11 protein-coding genes are annotated in these 16938 nt (G+C 70.7%); 6 read left to right on the plus strand and 5 right to left on the minus strand.

Going from position 1 to position 16938, the window contains the following annotated elements; genetic code table 11:
• Window positions 1–975: 975 nt before the first annotated feature.
• The 4 genes from ACWDX9_RS14280 to ACWDX9_RS14295 all read right to left on the minus strand — a co-directional run bounded on the left by ACWDX9_RS14280 (window position 976) and on the right by ACWDX9_RS14295 (window position 6566).
• Complete coding sequence (locus tag ACWDX9_RS14280; protein ID WP_449953274.1) at window positions 976–1998, minus strand: sugar-binding transcriptional regulator; 1023 nt, start codon at window positions 1996–1998, stop codon at window positions 976–978.
• 738 nt (window positions 1999–2736) lie between these two features.
• Window positions 2737–3633: a nucleoside hydrolase gene (locus ACWDX9_RS14285; RefSeq protein WP_449953276.1), complete on the minus strand. Its 897-nt coding sequence runs from the start codon at window positions 3631–3633 to the stop codon at window positions 2737–2739.
• A gap of 56 nt (window positions 3634–3689) precedes the next feature.
• Window positions 3690–4994: a hypothetical protein gene (locus ACWDX9_RS14290; protein WP_449953278.1), complete on the minus strand. Its 1305-nt coding sequence runs from the start codon at window positions 4992–4994 to the stop codon at window positions 3690–3692.
• Between the two features lie 18 nt (window positions 4995–5012).
• The gene (locus ACWDX9_RS14295; protein WP_449953281.1) at window positions 5013–6566 is read right to left on the minus strand and encodes a pectinesterase family protein; all 1554 of its coding nucleotides are present in this window, start codon (window positions 6564–6566) and stop codon (window positions 5013–5015) included.
• A gap of 194 nt (window positions 6567–6760) precedes the next feature.
• On the opposite strand from ACWDX9_RS14295, the gene ACWDX9_RS14300 reads away from it, so the two are divergent.
• From ACWDX9_RS14300 to ACWDX9_RS14315, 4 genes are read left to right on the plus strand one after another with little or no spacing between them, the layout of a single operon-like run.
• On the plus strand, window positions 6761–8044 hold the full coding sequence (locus tag ACWDX9_RS14300) for an ABC transporter substrate-binding protein (protein ID WP_449953284.1): 1284 nt from the start codon (window positions 6761–6763) through the stop codon (window positions 8042–8044).
• Window positions 8041–8922, plus strand: a complete 882-nt coding sequence (locus ACWDX9_RS14305; RefSeq protein WP_449953286.1) for a carbohydrate ABC transporter permease — start codon at window positions 8041–8043, stop codon at window positions 8920–8922. The genes ACWDX9_RS14300 and ACWDX9_RS14305 overlap by 4 nt, the downstream gene beginning before the upstream one ends.
• Window positions 8923–8925: 3 nt before the next feature.
• Entirely contained in the window at window positions 8926–9744 is an 819-nt protein-coding gene (locus ACWDX9_RS14310; RefSeq protein ID WP_364255120.1) for a carbohydrate ABC transporter permease, read from the plus strand.
• 31 nt (window positions 9745–9775) lie between these two features.
• On the plus strand, window positions 9776–10654 hold the full coding sequence (locus ACWDX9_RS14315) for a nucleoside hydrolase (protein WP_449953289.1): 879 nt from the start codon (window positions 9776–9778) through the stop codon (window positions 10652–10654).
• 3 nt (window positions 10655–10657) lie between these two features.
• On the opposite strand, the gene ACWDX9_RS14320 is transcribed toward ACWDX9_RS14315, so the two are convergent.
• The gene (locus tag ACWDX9_RS14320) at window positions 10658–12184 is read right to left on the minus strand and encodes a serine/threonine-protein kinase (protein ID WP_449953292.1); all 1527 of its coding nucleotides are present in this window, start codon (window positions 12182–12184) and stop codon (window positions 10658–10660) included.
• A 257-nt stretch (window positions 12185–12441) separates the two neighbouring features.
• Between ACWDX9_RS14320 and ACWDX9_RS14325 the strand changes: the two genes are divergently transcribed.
• Together ACWDX9_RS14325 and ACWDX9_RS14330 are read left to right on the plus strand one after the other, a co-directional pair.
• The gene (locus ACWDX9_RS14325; RefSeq protein WP_449953295.1) at window positions 12442–14796 is read left to right on the plus strand and encodes an ATP-binding protein; all 2355 of its coding nucleotides are present in this window, start codon (window positions 12442–12444) and stop codon (window positions 14794–14796) included.
• A gap of 2 nt (window positions 14797–14798) precedes the next feature.
• On the plus strand, window positions 14799–16913 hold the full coding sequence (locus ACWDX9_RS14330; protein WP_449953298.1) for an ATP-binding protein: 2115 nt from the start codon (window positions 14799–14801) through the stop codon (window positions 16911–16913).
• Window positions 16914–16938: the final 25 nt, after the last annotated feature.

A 16938-nucleotide genomic window follows, 5' to 3' on the forward strand; every position in this document is an offset into this window, starting at 1 on the left:
GAAGCCTTCGGCCTCGCTCATGCGAAACGCTCGCTTTCTGCCCCGAATAGACAGGGCTGTGCCGTCTTTCGGCACGACTCCGGACCACGCTGTCGCTAAGTGAGAATTTTTATTCAGCCATGAATGGAGTGGATTCATCACATCGTGAACGACACCGTTGTGACTGTCAAGAGCGCTTTCCAACCCGCCAGATCCGGCGTCAACCCCCACAACGGGCCCACCCGAACCCGCCCACCCACCTCACACCACCCGCAGCCGCCCACCCCGGCCCGCGCGGCCCGCCCGGCCCCAGGAGTCCGTCAACCTCCGGCTCACAAGCCCGACGGCGTCCGGCCCCACGAGCCTGAGAGCCCTCGCGAGCCCGACGGTCTGCGGCGCCACGAGTCCGACGCCTTTGGGCGCGCACGCCGACGGCCTCCGCCACGCAGGCTCGCCGACCCCCCACCCAAACCCGGCGACCTCCTGCACCTAAGCCCGGCGATCTCCGCCGCCCAGCCCCGGCGACCTGCAGCAGGCAGGCCCGACGAACCCTGCCGCCCATGCCCGGCATCCCCTCCGGCACCCAAGCCCAACGGCGCCGCCGCCCAAGCTCGGCGACCCCTCCGGCATGCAAGCCAGGCGGCCTCCGCCGCGCGACCTACGGCCTTTCCCGCACGCGGCTCGGCGCACGATGCACGGCGCCCAGTTGAAGCGTCCCCCGTGCCCCTGCACTCATCGGCCCCCAGCACGCCACGGGGCCCTCAGCACCTCGTTCGTCCTCAGCAGGCCATGGGGCCCTCAGCACCCCGTGCACCCTCAGCACCAGATGCACCCTCTGCACCCCGTGCATCCTCAGCGCCCTGGGGCCCTCTGCACTCATGGGCGGCCCTCAGCCCTTACCGGACCTAGGGTCCTCGCCGGCCCTCATGCAGCCGCGCCCAACCGGGCCCCAGCAAGACCGCCCCCAGCAAGACCATCCCCCTGACCAGGCGAAGGTCAGTCCTTAAGGAGTTGCTCAGCCACACCCACATCCGTGATGAGCGTGTTCACCCAACCCCCACGCAACGCCGCCCGAATGGCCGCCGTCTTCCGGCGACCCCCCGCGATGGCGATCCGCCGCGGCACCCGCAGCAGATCAGCCGCCGAGATGCCAAGAATGCGCTCCTCGAGCGGCGACGCGATCAGCCGTCCCTCGGCGTCGAAGAAGCGCAGGCACACGTCACCCACCGCCCCCAACTCCCGCAACGTCTCGAAGTCCTCCTCCGAGATGGCGTTCCCGCTGTCACGCAGTAACGGCGACGGATCCAGGCTTCCGATCCCCACCAGCACCGTGGTCAGCCGCGACCAGGCATCCACGACCTGCCGTACGACGTGATCGTCCGAAAGCGCCTGCCGGGCGGCGGCGGACCCGACCAGGCCGGGCGCGGGCAGAAAGACGGGTTCGGCGCCCGTGAGGTCGGCCAGATGGGCGGCCAGGCGGGTGGCCTGGACCTGCGCGGACCCCTTGCCCACCCCGCCGATGAGCTGGACGACCTCCTCCGCCACCTGCACCGGGCGGCGCTGCATGGCCTCCACCGTGGCCAGCAGGCTGGCGCTCCAGGATGAGATGCCCAGGTGCTCACCGCCGATCAGCGTGGCGTCCAGATAAGTGGCGCCGGCCGAGCCCAGCGCGGCCACCACGTCGTGGTTGTCGCCGGTGGCGTCCACGACGATGATCTGCTCCACGCCGTACTTGCGCTCGAGGTCCTCCTCCAGCAACGCGTGCACGCCGCTGGGCACCACGACCACCGTGCGTACGATGCCGATCTCCGCGGCCTCCTTGAGCAGCCGCGACACCCGCGGCTGCGAGATGCGCAGCTGCGCCGCGATCTGCGGCTGGCGCACCCCGTGCTCGTGGTAGAGGCGGGCGACCCGCACCAGGAGCCGCATGCGTTCCGACTCCTGGCCGAGCCGGCGACCGCTGAACCTCATGGGCTCACCGCCGGAGCGGCCCTTCTCGAACTGACTGTCAGCTCCCACGATCGCTGGCCTCCGCTTCGGCTCCGCCGCTCATGCTGGTCCGGTGGCGAGCCCGGGCCACTGCCGAGTGCCATTCTGCTAGCCCGCGGCGACGCTCGCACCACGATGCCCCGGGTACGTGGCACGCGCCACGACCCGCCACCCAGGACAGCACCCGACGGGACCGTACACCGACCGCGCCACCGTCACCTCCACCCGCCAGCCACACCGCCCCAGCATCGTCCCCCCCGCCCGGTCGCCGCAGCCGCCCCAGCACCATCCCCCGCACCCAGCCAACCCAGCATCGCCCCCCCACGCCCAGGTCGCCGTCGCCGGTTCAGCACCACCGAAGGACCCCTTCGACGTGGTCGGTCGAGCGCCGTCGCCCTGCACCCAGGTCGCCGTCGCCCGTCCGGCACCGCGGAAGGCCCCGTTCGCCGTCGCCGGCCGACCGCCGTCGGCCCGCGCCCAGGTCGCCGTCGCTCGTCCATCACCACCGCAGGACCCGTTCGACGTCGCCGCTCCAGCACCATCTGCCCGCCGCCCGTTCGACCTGGTCGGCGTCGCGCCGAGGCGGCCAAACGACCCCAGCACCGTGTGCAGCCCACTCCTACGGCCCAGGGTCGCGAGCCGGGCGAGCCCCACCCGAGCCGCAGACCGCCGGCGGGGTGTCCGACCGCCCCGCTCCGGCCGCCGCTCCCGTTCCCGCTCCCGAACGTCAGCGAGCCCACATCGCACCCCTCCCTCCGGCCATCACGCCTACCGCCGGGCGAAGGCCTGCAGCTTCGCGAAAAAGTCCTCGAAGATGAACCGCGCGTCGATCGAGTCGTACGTACGGATCGCCCGGTTTTCGAGAGAGAAGTCGTACGACCCGTCATGGCGGAAGTTCGGGGCGGGGCGCTCCACCCACGTCCCGCAGTCGGGGTGGAGCATCAGCCCGATCGCGGGCGAATCGCCGAGCGCGCGGAACTCGATCGACGGCCCGCTGTGCTGCTCGTTCCACTCGACGAGCTGGCGCACGAGGTACTCGCCGATCTCGCCGTACGGCGCCACCTTCGCGTCGAGCTCGGCGTATCCGACCGCCGTCATCCGGTACGTCGGCGCCGGGACCTGCCAGACCTTGACCGCCGAGGAGAACACGACATTGGCCGCCACGATGTCGTTGGACAGGTTGAACTCCGGCCGGGCGGGCAGGCCGCCGCGCCCGTCGTACCCGTTGCCGCCGATCCAGATCACGGTCACGTCCCGCTCGGCGATGCGCGGCTCCAGGAGCAGGGCCGAGGCCATGTCGGTCAGCGGGCCGAGGAAGGCCACGTACAGCGGCTCGGGAACGTCCCGCATGGCCTCTTCGATGATCAGGTCCGCGCCGGGCGACGGGACCGGGGTGACCACGTCGGGCAGCGCGTACGGGGCGCCGTCCTCGACCCTGACCGTGCCGTCGAGCTTCATCAACCGCAGCAGCAGGTCGATTTCCGCACGGCTTTCCTCCAGGCTCGACCGGGTGCGGCGATTGCCGAAATGCGCCGCGATCAGCCCGCGAATATCGAGGCTCGGCGAGAGCAGGGCGTGCACGATGGCGAATTGGTCGTCCGCCTCGTTTTTGGCGTCGGTGTTGACGATCACTCTGCGCCGGTGGGAAAAGGTACGGCCCGCCATGCACACCCTTCCAGCTATCTTGAATATCTATTCAAGTACGTATCTATATTCCGATATTATGTTGTGACATTTGTGGTGTCAAGGTCCCAGAGGATGACGGACAGCGCGAACGGCGAGATGGTGTGGTCGTCGTGCGTGGCGTCCTCAAGGAGATCCCACCGTCCGTGCTCGGGCCGCCCGCCGGCGAGCAGCGCCACCCGGTCGCGTACCGGGGTCTGGTAGACGCGGTGCCCGACCCCGTTGAAGCAGCACTCGTCGAACCGGTTGAGGATCTGCACCTGCCCGCGCCCCGGACCGACGGACGCCAGCACGTACATGTCGAGGAAGTCGTCGGAGGCGGCGGCGTAGAAGCCGGGCAGCGCCTCCTTGGTCTGCTCCCAGTCGCCGGTCGTGGGGCGCGGCTTCGGCGAGGCGGGACGCAGGAAGAACGGCAGTGACCCGGCCGTGGGATAGCTGCGGGTGACGCGCGGGTCGAGCGCCGCGAACACCGTCGTCGTCCAGCCCCCGCCCGACAGGCCGATCATCTCGACGGAGGCCGGCCGGTACGTGGCCTGCGCGTAGTTGAGGGTGACCGTGAGCGGTTCGAGGAAGAAGGTCAGGGCGGAGAACTCGGTGCTCTCCCAGGGCGGGAGCTCGCGGTGGGAGGGGTTCGGCAGCAGCTTCGCCGGGTCCTTGGGGTCGGCGATCTGCTGCTGGTTCCAGTGCTGGAACGGCATCGCGTACGCCATCACCCGATAACCGCGGTCGAGCAGGGCCTGGACGGTGCGGAGCATGGTGTCGAACGGCTCGCCGTGGCCGTTGTGGTAGAGCGCGAGGCGCCGGTTCCAGGCGCGGCGCGGGACGATGTCGTACACCTTGGCCGAAACCTGATAGCCCAGGGGCACCGTCAGCCGGTCGATCCGGCGAACACCCGTCAGGGAGGCGAAGTCGGGAGCCGACACGTCGGTCTCGACGGTGGGGAGCGTCTTCGGCTGCCCCGCGCCCTTCCAGATGTAGTCGATCATGCCCTTGCGTTTGGCGGCGATGTCGGCGGCCGACGCGATTCCGATCAGCGGCTCGATGTCGACGCCGGCGACGGCGGCCGGCAGCGTCTTGTATTCGGGCCCGAACCTGGCCGCCACCTCCTGATTGACCGGCGCCACCGGCCGCGGCACCCCCTTCCCCCCGCGCACCCCCTCATCCAGCCCACCTGCTCCCGCTGCACTTCCGCTCCCGGCCGCACTCCCGCTCCCGGCGCGGCCCACGACCCCGGCCCCCGCACCGGTACGACTGGCCGCCTCGGCCGGCCCCGCGACGACGGCCGCCCCGACGCCACCCAGCACCCCGCCCAGCAGGGCCCGCCTACTCGCCAACCTGTCCATTTGATCCATTCCTTCCGCTTAGCGGGACCGGGGGTTCCAGCCGCCCAGGACGAACGACGGGTCGCTCCACTTCTCCGCCTCGGCGGTCGTCAGTTGGCGGGAGCAGGGCAGCCGTTGCGCGGTGTCGGTGGGGCGGCCCGTGGTGAGGTCGGTGCTGCCGTACTCCCAGAAGGAGAGCGTCTGTGCCTGCGCGCAGTCGTTCGGGTCGATGGCCCAGCCGACAGGGGCGATGTGGCCGTCCATCTCGGTGTCGATGAACACCGCCTGGCTGTGCGTGAACCGCCACACGGCGCTGCGGCTCAGCACCACCGAGCCGTCCGGTACGCCGGGGGCGCGCGTCAGCCTGGTGCGGACGAACACCGCGCCCGGCCTGGTGGCGTCGTTACGGCTCTGCGAGATGTAGCCGGCGTCCGTCGACTCCAGCACCGAGTCCTGGATGAACACCGTGCCGGTGCCCCACACGAAGTCGGTGTCGCCGCTGATCCGGCTGTCGGTGACGAACCCCTTGCCCTGCAGGCGCAGGGTGTCCTGGTGGCTGCGCAGGTCCACGCGTTCGAGTGCGATCCGCTCGTTGTTGCCCCGGAACGCCTCCGCCTGCGAGCCGCCGTCGGGGGTCGTGTTGTGAAGTGTGAGGTTCTGAATCCGGAAGTCCGCCGCGTCCACCCCGAACATGGCCCGCCAGCAGTTGTGCAGGTCCGAGGTCTCCAGCACGCGGCGCGGGCACACATCGGCGGGGCCGCCCTGGCGCAGTGCGGCGTCGCCGTTGCGCAGATCGTTGTTGGCGTACTGGATCACGGTCCGGCCCGCGCCCGCCCCGCGCACGGTGATGTGCGGCCGGTCCTCGCGTACGTAGACGATCTCGGTGTAGACACCCGGCCGGACGTCGATCGTCACAGGCGACTGATTACCGGTCGGCACGGCGTCGACGGCGCCCTGCACGGTGCAGAAGTCCCCGGTCCCGCCAGCGGAAACCGTCAGATGCCGAGTCTGAACCCTTTGCTTCCTGGTTTTGAACCTCCATCCTTCAGGCTCCTGCACGCCGGCGAACCCCGCGAACACCTCGGGGTCCACGGTGACGTAGTACTCCTGCCCGTACTCGAGTTGCCGGTGCAGGTGCACGCTGGCCGTGTTGCCCTCGATCATGATCGATTCGTACGAGAAGTCGTGCGGCAGCCCTCCGTCCGAGACCGCCGCGCCGATGTTCTTCTTGTCGGCCTTGGCGTTGACGGCCTGTACGCGATCGGCCAGCGTCCCGTCGGCGCGGCGCACCTCGATCGCGCCTGACGAGCCGAGCGTGGGAGGCGACGGGAAGGTGATCTTCAGTGGCGCGTCGACGCAGGTCCCCCTCGCCGGCCCCGGCACCGAGAACCGCACCCCCGCCAGATCGGCCCTGTCCGCTCCGCCGGTGGTTGCGGATTCGTTGGTGGTCCAGGCCGCCTGGGTGGTGCTTGAACTCGCTGTGGCGAGGGGTGTGGTGCCGGCTCGGGGGGTCGTTCCTGGGGAGGTGAAGGGTGGGGGAGTGGGGGATAAGGCGAGCGCTGCGGTGAGGAGCGCGGTGATCGGGGCCTTCACATTCACCTCTCTAGGAGCGAATGGATAGTTGGCTTTGAATATATATGTAGACGTCCCGACAAGATCGGTCAAGAGTGGGAGGTCTTGTCGGTTCGTGGGGGTTCGTGGCATGCTGGGCGGCCATCGTGGATGTGACACGTGTAGAGTCGGCGCTTGACCTGGTCAGCGGCCGGAAGGCTTGAAGGAGCAAAGCCATGAAGAAGAGCCTGGCCCTGGTGAGCCTCCTGGCCGTGCTGGCGGCCGGGTGCGGATCCGGAGGAGGCGGGGGCGGGGGAGATTCGGCGTCGAAGACGCTGCGGTTCGTCGGGCCCGAAGATCCCAAGACGTTCCAGCCGGTCATCGACGGGTTCCAGGCCAAGAACCCCGGCGTGAAGGTCGCGTACACGCAGATCCCCTTCGACCAGCTCAACAGCACGCTGCAGCAGCGGCTGGCCGCCAAGGACGACTCGATCGACGTTTACACCGTCGACCAGCCGCGCGTCGCGGCGCTGGCCACCCGGGGGTTCCTGGTCGACCTGAGCGACTGGAAGGACCGGGTCAAGCAGGCGGCCCTGCCCGCCCAGTACGAGGTCAACGAGCACAACGGCAAGCTCTGGTCCGTCCCCATCTGGACCTCCGACCAGTTCCTCTTCTACAACAAGACCCTGCTGAAGAAGGCCGGGATCACCCCGCCGCCGAGCGACCCCGCCAAGCGCTGGACGTGGGAGCAGACGATCGAGGCGGGCAAGAAGGCGCAGGCCGAGGGCGGCGCCCAGTGGGCGTTCATCCCCGAGCAGATCGAGCAGTACTACCAGCTCCAGAGCCTGGCCGAGTCGCTCGGCGGCGGCTCCGGGATCACCGGGCCCGACATGCTCACGCCCGACCTGACCACCGACGGCTGGGTGAAGGCGATGACCTGGTACCGCGACCTGTTCGCGAACAAGCTGGCGCCGCGCGGGGTCGGCTCGTTCCAGACCTCGCCGCTGTTCGGCGAGGGCAAGGTGGCCTTCTTCGCGGGCGGCCCCTGGGACGTGGGCGTCTTCTCGGGGGCCAAGGACCTCGACTGGGGCGTGGCGCCGTACCCCTACTTCAAGGGCGGCAAGCAGGTGACGCCGACCGGCTCGTGGTCCTGGGGCATCAACCCGGCCTCGGAGAGCCAGCCGCTCGCGCGCAAGTTCCTCGAGTATGCCTCGCTCGACCCCGAGGGCAACCTGCTGACCACGAAGGCCACCACGATCATCCCCTCGAACCGGGCCGCCTTCGAGAAGTACGTCCCCACCCTCGACGCGCTGGGCGGTGACAAGAGCAAGGGGGTCGGCGAGATCCTCACGTACGACGCCGAGCACACGGCGGTCGCGCGGCCCAGGTCGGTGGGGTACATCCAGTTCGAGGACATCATGACCAAGGCGTTCGCCGACATCCGGAACGGCGCCGAGCCCAAGGCCCGGCTCGAACAGGCCACGCAGGAGGTCAAGACGGCCTGGGCCCAGCTGCGATGAGCGGCCGGTCGCGGACCGGGGTCGGGCGGCCGGTGCTGGTGTCGCTGGCGTTCCTGGCGCCCGCCCTGGTCGCGCTCCTCGTCCTCCGCCTGATCCCCGCCGTCATGGCGTTCGCCAGCAGCCTGAGCCACACCAGCCTGGTCACCGGCGAGACCGCGTTCGTCGGCCTGGGCAACTACGCCACGCTCTTCGCCGACCCGACGTTCCTCCAGAGCGTGCGCGTCACGCTCGTGTTCAGCCTGATCGTCAACCCGCTGCAGATCGCCGCCGCCCTGGCCCTCGCGGTCCTGTTCACCCGCCGCTTCGCGGGCGTCCGGTTCCTGCGGGTGCTGGTGATCCTGCCGATCGCGGTGCCCCCGGCGGTCTCGGCGGCCATCTGGAGCGTCGCGTACCGGCCGGACGGCCTGCTCAACTCGGTGCTGAGCGTGCTGGGCATCCCGCCGCAGCCGTTCCTCACCTCGCCGGGCCAGGCCCTGTGGTCGCTGATCGTGCTGCTGTCGTGGATCGGCGTCGGCTACTGGATGATGTTCCTCATCGCGGGGCTCCAGGACATCCCCACCTCCCTGTACGAGGCCGCCGCGATCGACGGCGCGTCGGCCTGGGCGCGCTTCTGGCACGTCACGCTGCCACTGTTGCGCAGGCCGCTGGCGTTCGTGCTGGTGGCAGACACTGTCTCGAACTTCCTCGTCTTCGCCCCCGTACAGATGCTGACCAACGGCGGCCCGCAGGGCTCCACCAACGTCACCATGTTCGACATCTTCACCCGCGCCTACTCCGTGGGCGACCTGAACCTCGCCCAGGCCGAGGTGATGCTGCTGGTGCTGCTCGTGCTGGCCGTGGTGATCGTGCAGTTCCGGCTGCTGCGGGGGAGGGACTGACCCGTGTCCAGACGTCTGTACGCCCTGCTGGGCACGATCATCGGCCTGGCCTTCGCGCTGCCCCTGCTCTGGGCCCTGTCCAGCTCGTTGCGCGGCGGCTCGGAGATCTTCCGGCACATCTCGCGGCTGTCGTGGGAGACGCTCGTACCGGCCGATCCCACCCTCGGCAACTACGCGAGCCTGGTCACCGGCGACTTCGGCCGCGCGATACTCAACTCCCTGCTCGTGGCGCTGGCCACCGTGGCCGTGGGCCTGCTGATCTCGGCGGCGGCCGCGTTCGGGCTGTCGGCGGTGCGGTTCAGGGGTCAGGGAGCGCTGTTCGCGATCGTGGTGCTCAGCTTCCTCATCCCCTTCGACGCGATCGCGATCCCGCTCGCCACGCTGTTCCGCGACTGGGACCTGACGAACACGTACGCCGGGCTCATCCTCCCGGGCCTGGGCCACGGCCTGGCCATCTTCCTGCTGCGCCAGTTCTTCCTGGCCATCCCCAAGGACCTGGTGGAGGCGGCGCGCATCGACGGGCTCGGCTGGTTCGGCGTGTTCGCCAGGATCTACCTGCCGCTCTCGCGTCCCGCCCTGGTGAGCGCGGGCCTGACGCTGTTCATCTTCCAGTGGCAGTCGTACGTCTGGCCGCTGCTCATCGGCACCGACGCCGAGCACCAGCTCGGCCCGATCGCCTTGGCGAACATGCGCGGCCAGTTCACCATCGACTACGGGCAACTGTTCGCGGGCTCGATCGTGCTGACGGTCATCCCGCTGCTGATCATCCTGCGCTTCCAGCGTCACTTCACGCAGTCCATCGCCACCACAGGTCTCAAATAACCACCGAGAACAACCTCCGAGAAGGGTCTCCATGAGTTCTTCGACCATGCGCGTCATCTTCGACACCGACATCGGCTCCGACGTGGACGACGCGCTGGCGCTCGCCGTCCTGCTCGGCTCGCCGGAGGTGGACCTGGTCGGCTGCACGACCGTCTACGGTGACACGTTGCTGCGGGCGCGCCTGGCCAAGCGGCTGGTACGTCTCGCGGACCGGTCCCTGACCGTCATCCCGGGGGCGGCCAAGACCCTGACGGACCGGCCCGTCTGGTGGGCGGGTCACGAGGGCAGGCTCTTCACCGATCTGGAGACCGAGGCGGTCGACCCCGGGGACGCGGCGGCGTACCTGGTGGACCAGGTGAGCCGCGCGCCCGGCCAGGTGGACGTCGTGGCGGTCGGGCCCCTCACCAACCTCGCCAACGCCCTGACGGCGTCGCCGTCGTTCGCCCGGGACGTCCGGCACCTGTGGATCATGGGTGGCCGCTTCAACGACCCCGAGCCGGAGCACAACCTGCGCTGCGACCCGGAGGCGGCGGCCATCGTCTTCGGCTCGGGGGCGCCGATCACGGTGACCGGCCTGGAGATCACCACCACGGTCCGGATGGACGCCGCCGACGTGGCCGCCGTCGCGGGGGCCGGGGCGCTGGGGGAGGCGCTGAAGGCGGAGATCGAGCAGTGGTGGCGGTTCTGGAACGAGGAGTGGAACAGCCCACACGACCCGATCACGGTGCTGAGCATGCTGGCGCCGGACCTGTTCGCCTTCAGCCCGGAGGGCCGGGTGGAGGTGGGGGCGGACGGCTCCAGCACGTTCGTGCCCGGGGGCGGCCGGACCCGGGTCACCGTCTCGGGCTCGCCGGAGCCCATCGCCCAGGAGATCGTCCGCCGCATCGTGGCCGCCGCCGCGAAGGCATGATCATCATGACAGCCGGCAGCCCGTCTCCTGCGAATACGCGAACTGAGGCTCCTCGGCGACCGCCTCGCGGCCCTGATACTTCCACTGGCACACCGCCGTCGCGGTGATGGGCTTGGTGTTCATGCCGAAGCACGACAGGGAGCTCCAGTTTCCGGCGGCCATGCTGTAGCCCTGCGCTTTGCAGTATTCATGGGCGTCGTTGAAGGTGATCGAGCCCTGGGAGGGCGCGGGCGGGCTGCTCGGGGGCGGTGTGGTTCTGGTCGGCCTGGTCGTGGGCTTGCGGGTCGGCTTCCTGGTCGGCTTCTGGGTGGGCTCGACGACCGGGGCTTTCGTACGCGGCGCCCTGCGGGTCGGGCTCGACGTGCCGCGCGGGACGGCGCTCGTACTGGGCACGGCCTCGGCCGCCGACGACCGCTCGATCTCCGCCGGTGCGGGTGTGTCCTGCGTGGTCGGCGTGGTCGGCGTTTCAGGCGCGCTGGAGGAAGGCAAGGCCACGGGCACCGACGCCACGGCGGTCGCCGGGGTCGCCGGGGTCGTCCCGGTCGCCTTGCTGCCGGACGCGGCGGGCACGAGCGCGAAGTAGCCGGCCGCCGCGGCGGCGACGAGCAGGGTCGCGCCCGCCGTACCCATGATCAGGCCGCGCCGCCGGCCGTCCACCTTCTGCACGGCGACGGCCGGGCGTCCCGGCCGGCTCACCGGAACGGTGTTCCAGACCGGGGACGGCAGAGCGCGCAGGCGTTCGATCACCTGAGCGGCGGTGGGCCGCCGGGCCGGGACCTTGGACAGGCACTCCTCCAGCAGCGCCCGCACCGCCCCGTCCAGCCCGCCGAGGTCCGGCTCGCCGTGCAGGATCGTGTGCAGGACGGCGGGGATCGACTCGCCGGTGAAGGCGTGCTGCCCGGTGGCCGCGTAGACCATGGTCGCGCCCCAGGCGAACAGGTCGCTCGCGGGCCCGACGTCGCCGCCGGAGATCTGCTCGGGCGCCATGTAGGCGGGGCTGCCGATGGCCTGGCTGCTGACGACCGACTGGCTGAGGTCCAGCGCCCGGGCGATGCCGAAGTCGATGACGACCGGCCCCTCGGGCCCGAGCAGCACGTTGCCGGGCTTGAAGTCGCGGTGCACCACGCCGGCCTCGTGGATGGCCATCAGGGCGGTCGCGGTGTTGATCGCCAGCCGCTGCAGGGCGGCGGCCCCGCGCGGCCCGTTGTCGCGTACGGCGTCATGCAGCGACGGCCCGTCCACGAACTCGCTGACGATGTACGGCCTGCCCCCGAGAAACCCGCAGTCGAGGATCTGGGCCGTGCAGAAGGGCGCCACCCGCCTGGCGGTCTCCACCTCGTGCAGGAACCGTTTCTGCTCCCGGTGGTCGGCCATCAGGTGCGGGTGCAGGAGCTTGACCGCCACCGGGCCGCCGTCGCCGCCGCGCCCCAGGTAGACGGTGCCCTGCCCGCCCACCCCGAGTCGCCCTTCCAGGCGGTGGGGTCCCACCGTCCTGGGATCCTCGGCCAACAGGGCCAACACTTCGGCCACCAAGCCTCCAGCCCGTCAGTGGGCCAAGATCGTATCAGAGCACCGCGATGGTCAGTTAAGTGACGAGTCAGACACTCAGCGCAAAATTTGTTCCACGCGCGAGGTCGGGGTTGCCCATGATTCGGTACAAGGTCCAGATATGCCCGTTGACCAGGCATATCGTCCGGGTCATCAGCGCCCGTCATGGGCATATGTTGGTTATATCGGCTCTTGGTTGCGTACGGTGACCCACTCGCTGGAGCCGATGCGAGGCATCGATGACCATTGCCACGTTGCGCGCCTCGGCGCAGACGTACGCCGGCGGTCTGCCCGCTGAGGTGACCAGTTTCATCGGGCGTCGGCACGAAGTAGCGGCGATCAAGCGCTTGCTCTCCGAGGCCCGGATGGTCACCCTCACCGGTCCGGGCGGCGTCGGCAAGACCCGGTTGGCCCTGCGCGTCGCCACCGACCTGCGGCGGGCCTTCCCCGACGGGGTCTGGCTGGTCGAACTCGCCGAACTGGACAATCCTGCACTGCTGCCCCAGGCCACGATCGCCGCGCTGAAGATCCAGAGCCACACCGCCCGGCCACCCCTCCAGGTGCTCACCGAGCACCTGCGCGAGCGGCGGACGCTGGTCGTCCTGGACAACTGCGAGCACGTCCTCGACGAGTCCACCATGATGGCCCAGGCGCTGCTGCGTTGCGCCCCGGACCTGCGCATCCTGGCCACCAGCCGGCAGCCGCTGGGAGCCGTCGGCGAGCAGGCGTTCCCCGTGCCGACGTTGCCGCTGCCGGGCGGCGACTCCCAGCCTGACACGACGTCCGCCATGTCCGACGCGGTACGGCTCTTCGCCGAGCGAGCCACGGCCGTGCTGCCCGATTTCACCGTCACGAGCGAGAACCAGGACATGATCGAGCAGATCTGCCGCCGCCTGGACGGTCTGCCGCTCGGCATCGAGCTCGCCGTCGTACGGCTGCGCGTGCTCTCGCTCCACCAGCTGCTCGACCGGCTGGACGATCTGTTCGGGCTGCTCAACACGGGGCCGAGCGCCACGGTGTCCCGTCACCGGACGCTCCGCGCCCTGATCGACTGGAGTCACGGGCTCTGCACCGAGGACGAACGCCGGCTGTGGGCGAGCCTGTCGGTGTTCACCGGCAGCCTGGATCTGGAGGGGGTCGAAGCGGTCTGCGCCGGGGCCGGCATCGCCCATGACGAGATCCTCGATCTGATGATCGGCCTGGTGGAGAAGTCCGTCCTGATCCGCGAGGAACATCCGTACGGAGTGCGATTCCGGCTGCTGGACACGATCCGGCAGTACGGGCGCGAGCGCCTCGTGGCCTCCGGGCAGGAGCAGGAGCTGAAACGCCGGTATCGCGACTACTACCGGCGGCTCTCGCGTGAGGCGCAGGCGCAGCTGTTCGGCCCGGCGCAGGCGCGGCTGCTGACCCGGCTGCGCGTCGAGCACCCCAACCTGCGCACCGCCCTGGAGTACTGCCAGGCCGAGCGTGCCGGGCTCTGCATCGACATGGCGAGCGACCTGCTCGACCACTGGATCACCAGCAGCCACCTGGGCGAAGGCCGCGACTGGCTCGAACAGGGACTCGCGCAGCCCGCCGCCCGGTCCGAGGTCAGGGCCCGGGCGCTGTGGGCATGCGGCTCGCTCGCCATCATCCAGGGCGATCAGGCCTCGGCCGTCGGGTTGCTGGCCAAGAGCAGGACGCTCGGCGAGAAACTCGGGCTGGAACCGGTGCTCGGCTACGTCGCGCTCTACTCCGGAATGGTCGCCATGCACGCGGGAGACACCGAGTCGGCCGTCAAGTTCTTCGAGGAGGCGGTGACCCATCATCGCTCCGGTGGGGACCCGGCGGGCCAGGTCCAGGGGCTGACCTGGCTCTGTCTCGCGCACTCGTTCCTCGGCGGCTCGGACAGCGCCGTCGCCGCCGCCGAGGAGGGCATCGCCATCTGCGACGCCCACGGCGAGGGCTGGCACCGGGCGTACACGATGACGGCGCTCGGCATCGAACGCTGGCGCCAGGGCGACGGGCGGTGCGCGACCGCCTTGGAGCAGGAGGGCCTGCGTGTCTTCCACGCCCTGGACGACTCGGTCGGGGTCGGGCTCACGATCGAGGTGCTGGCCTGGATCGCCGCCGCGCAGGAGGAGTACCCGCGGGCCGGCGCGTTGCTGGGCGTTCTGCGCAACGTCTGGGAGGCGATCGGCACGCCCCTGCTGGGATTCGGCCACCTCGTCCGGTATCACGACGAGTGCGAGGACCGTACCCGCCGGGCTCTTGGCGAACCGGCCTTCCAGACGGCCGTCAAGCGCGGAGCCAGGCGCTCCGCCGACCAGGCGCTCGCGTACGCCCTCATGGAGGAGGCGCCCTCGCGCGGCCCGACCGGTGAGGAGGACCAGTACACGCCGCTCACCCCGCGGGAGACCGAGATCGCCGAGCTCATCGCCCGGGGGATGCGGAACAAGGAGATCGCGGCAGCGCTGGTGATCGCTCAGCGCACCGTCGAGGGCCACATCGAGCACATTCTGTGCAAACTCGGCTTCAACTCCAGGACCCAGATCGTCGGCTGGGTCGCGGAGCAGGCCCGCCGCACCGGCGAGAGGCCGCCCGGCGGCGAGTGATCATGTCCGTGAAAGGCACGATCTGGAGCGCTCCGGACGCCGAGGAGCCGGCGGCGGACCGGCGGCAGGCCGACGCCTCCGGCTTCGTCGGCCGACGGCACGAGATCGCCCAGGTCAGGCGGCTCCTGGCCAAGACCCGCCTGCTGACCCTGACCGGTGTGGGCGGGGTCGGCAAGACCCGGCTGGCGCGGCGCGTCAGTGAGATCCTGCCCCGGAGGTACCGGGAGGGCGTCCGGCTGGTGGAGCTGGCCACCATCGAGGACGAGGACCTGCTGGCCCCCGCCGTGGCCGCCTCCTTGGGCATCCGCGACCGCACACCGGACCTCGAGGCCCAGCTGATCGAGCACCTGGCGGACAAACAGCTGCTGCTGGTGCTGGACAACTGCGAGCATCTGCTCGGCGCGTGCGCCCGGCTGGTGGAGCAGCTGCTGTACGGCACCTCGCGGCTGCAGATCCTGGCCACCAGCCGGCAGTCGCTCGGGGTGTACGGCGAGCGGGTCCTGCCGGTGCCGTCCCTGCCGATCCCGCGGCCCGGCGACCGTACCCGCGACATCGCCCGGCGGGACGCCGTGCGCCTCTTCACCGAGCGGGCGGCGATGATCCGGCCGGGCTTCCACGTCGACGCGGCCAACGCCCGGGCCGTCGCCCGGCTGGCCCGGCGCCTGGACGGGATCCCGCTGGCCATCGAGCTGGCGGCGGTACGGCTGCGGACGACCTCCGTGGAAGACCTCGTGAACGAGCTCGACGAGCGCCTGGAAGCGCCCGCCCCGCCGGCTGGAGGGGCCGGCACCGGCAGGCTGGCACGCCACCAGACCCTGCGGGCGACCATGGAGTGGAGCTTCGGGCTGTGCTCGCCCGGCGAGCGGCGGCTGTGGGAACGGCTGTCGATGTTCCCGGGGGGAGTGGACGTGGAGACCGCCGAAGCGGTCTGCCCCGGGCAGGGCCTGGCCCGCGAGGACGTGCTGGATCTGATGATGGGGCTGGTGGACAAGTCCATCCTGGGCGTCGCGGAGCCGCACGGCGCCGGGGCCCGCCACCGCATGCTGGAGACCATCCGCGCGTACGGCCGCGAACAGCTGCCCCCCGCGCACGCGGAGGCGCTGCGCGAGCGGTACATCGACCACTATCGCCGGCTGGTCGAGCAGGTGCGCGTGGACCGGGTGGAGCCGGGCCAGATCGATCGCATGCGGAAGCTGGAGCCGGAGCTGCCCAACGTACGCGTCGCCCTCGACCTCTGCTTCGGCCGCTCCGGCGACGCCGACGTCGGTCTGGAGATCGCCGCCGAGCTGTGGGCCAACTGGCTCGTCGCCGGTGGTCTCAGCGAAGGCCGGTACTGGCTGAAGCGCGGCCTCGCGCTCGTACCCGGATCGAGCATCGCCAGGGCGATGGGCCTGTGGGCCGACGGGCTGCTCGCCCACTACCAGGGCGATGCGGCGGCGGCCGACGCGCGGGAGTGCCTGGCGCTGGCGCGGCAGCTGAGGGACGAGAGAGCGCTCGCGTTCGCCGTCCAGCTCTCCGGCGTGGCGGCGTTGTCCGTGGGTGACGTCGAGGGCGGGCTCGCGCTCCTGGAGGAGGCCCGCACCCGGCACTGGGCGAGGGGTGACGTCCACGCCGTGGCGGTCACCCTGTACCTCGCCGCCCTCTTCGCCGCCACGATGCGCCCGGACCGGGCCGCCGGGTACGGCGAGGAGCTCGTGACGTTGTGCGAGAGGCGTAACGCTACGCTCTTCCGCGCGTACGCGCTGTACGCGGTCGGGATGGCCCGCTGGGAGCAGGGCGACTGGCAGCAGGCCGAGGCCAGGATGCGGGAGGTGGCCGCGTGCTGGAGCGCCGCGGACGACCGGTGGGGCCTTACGCAGTGCCTGGAGGCGCTGGCCTGGACGGCCGGGGTACGCGGCCGGTACGAGCGGGCCGCCCGGCTGCTGGGCGCCGCCCACCTCCTGTGGGAGGCGGTGGCCTCCTCCCCGACGCGGCTGCGCTACCAGGCGAGATCGCACCAGGAGTGCGCCGAGCGGGCCCGCCGGGAGCTGGGGGCTCAGGCGTTCACGGCGGCCTTCCGGGACGGCACGCGGCTCGGGCTCTCCCGGGCGATCGCGTACGCGCTGGAAGAGCCCTGACAAGCCGCTGCCCGCGGCACGCGTG

The organism is Nonomuraea sp. NPDC003201 (assembly GCF_053590415.1).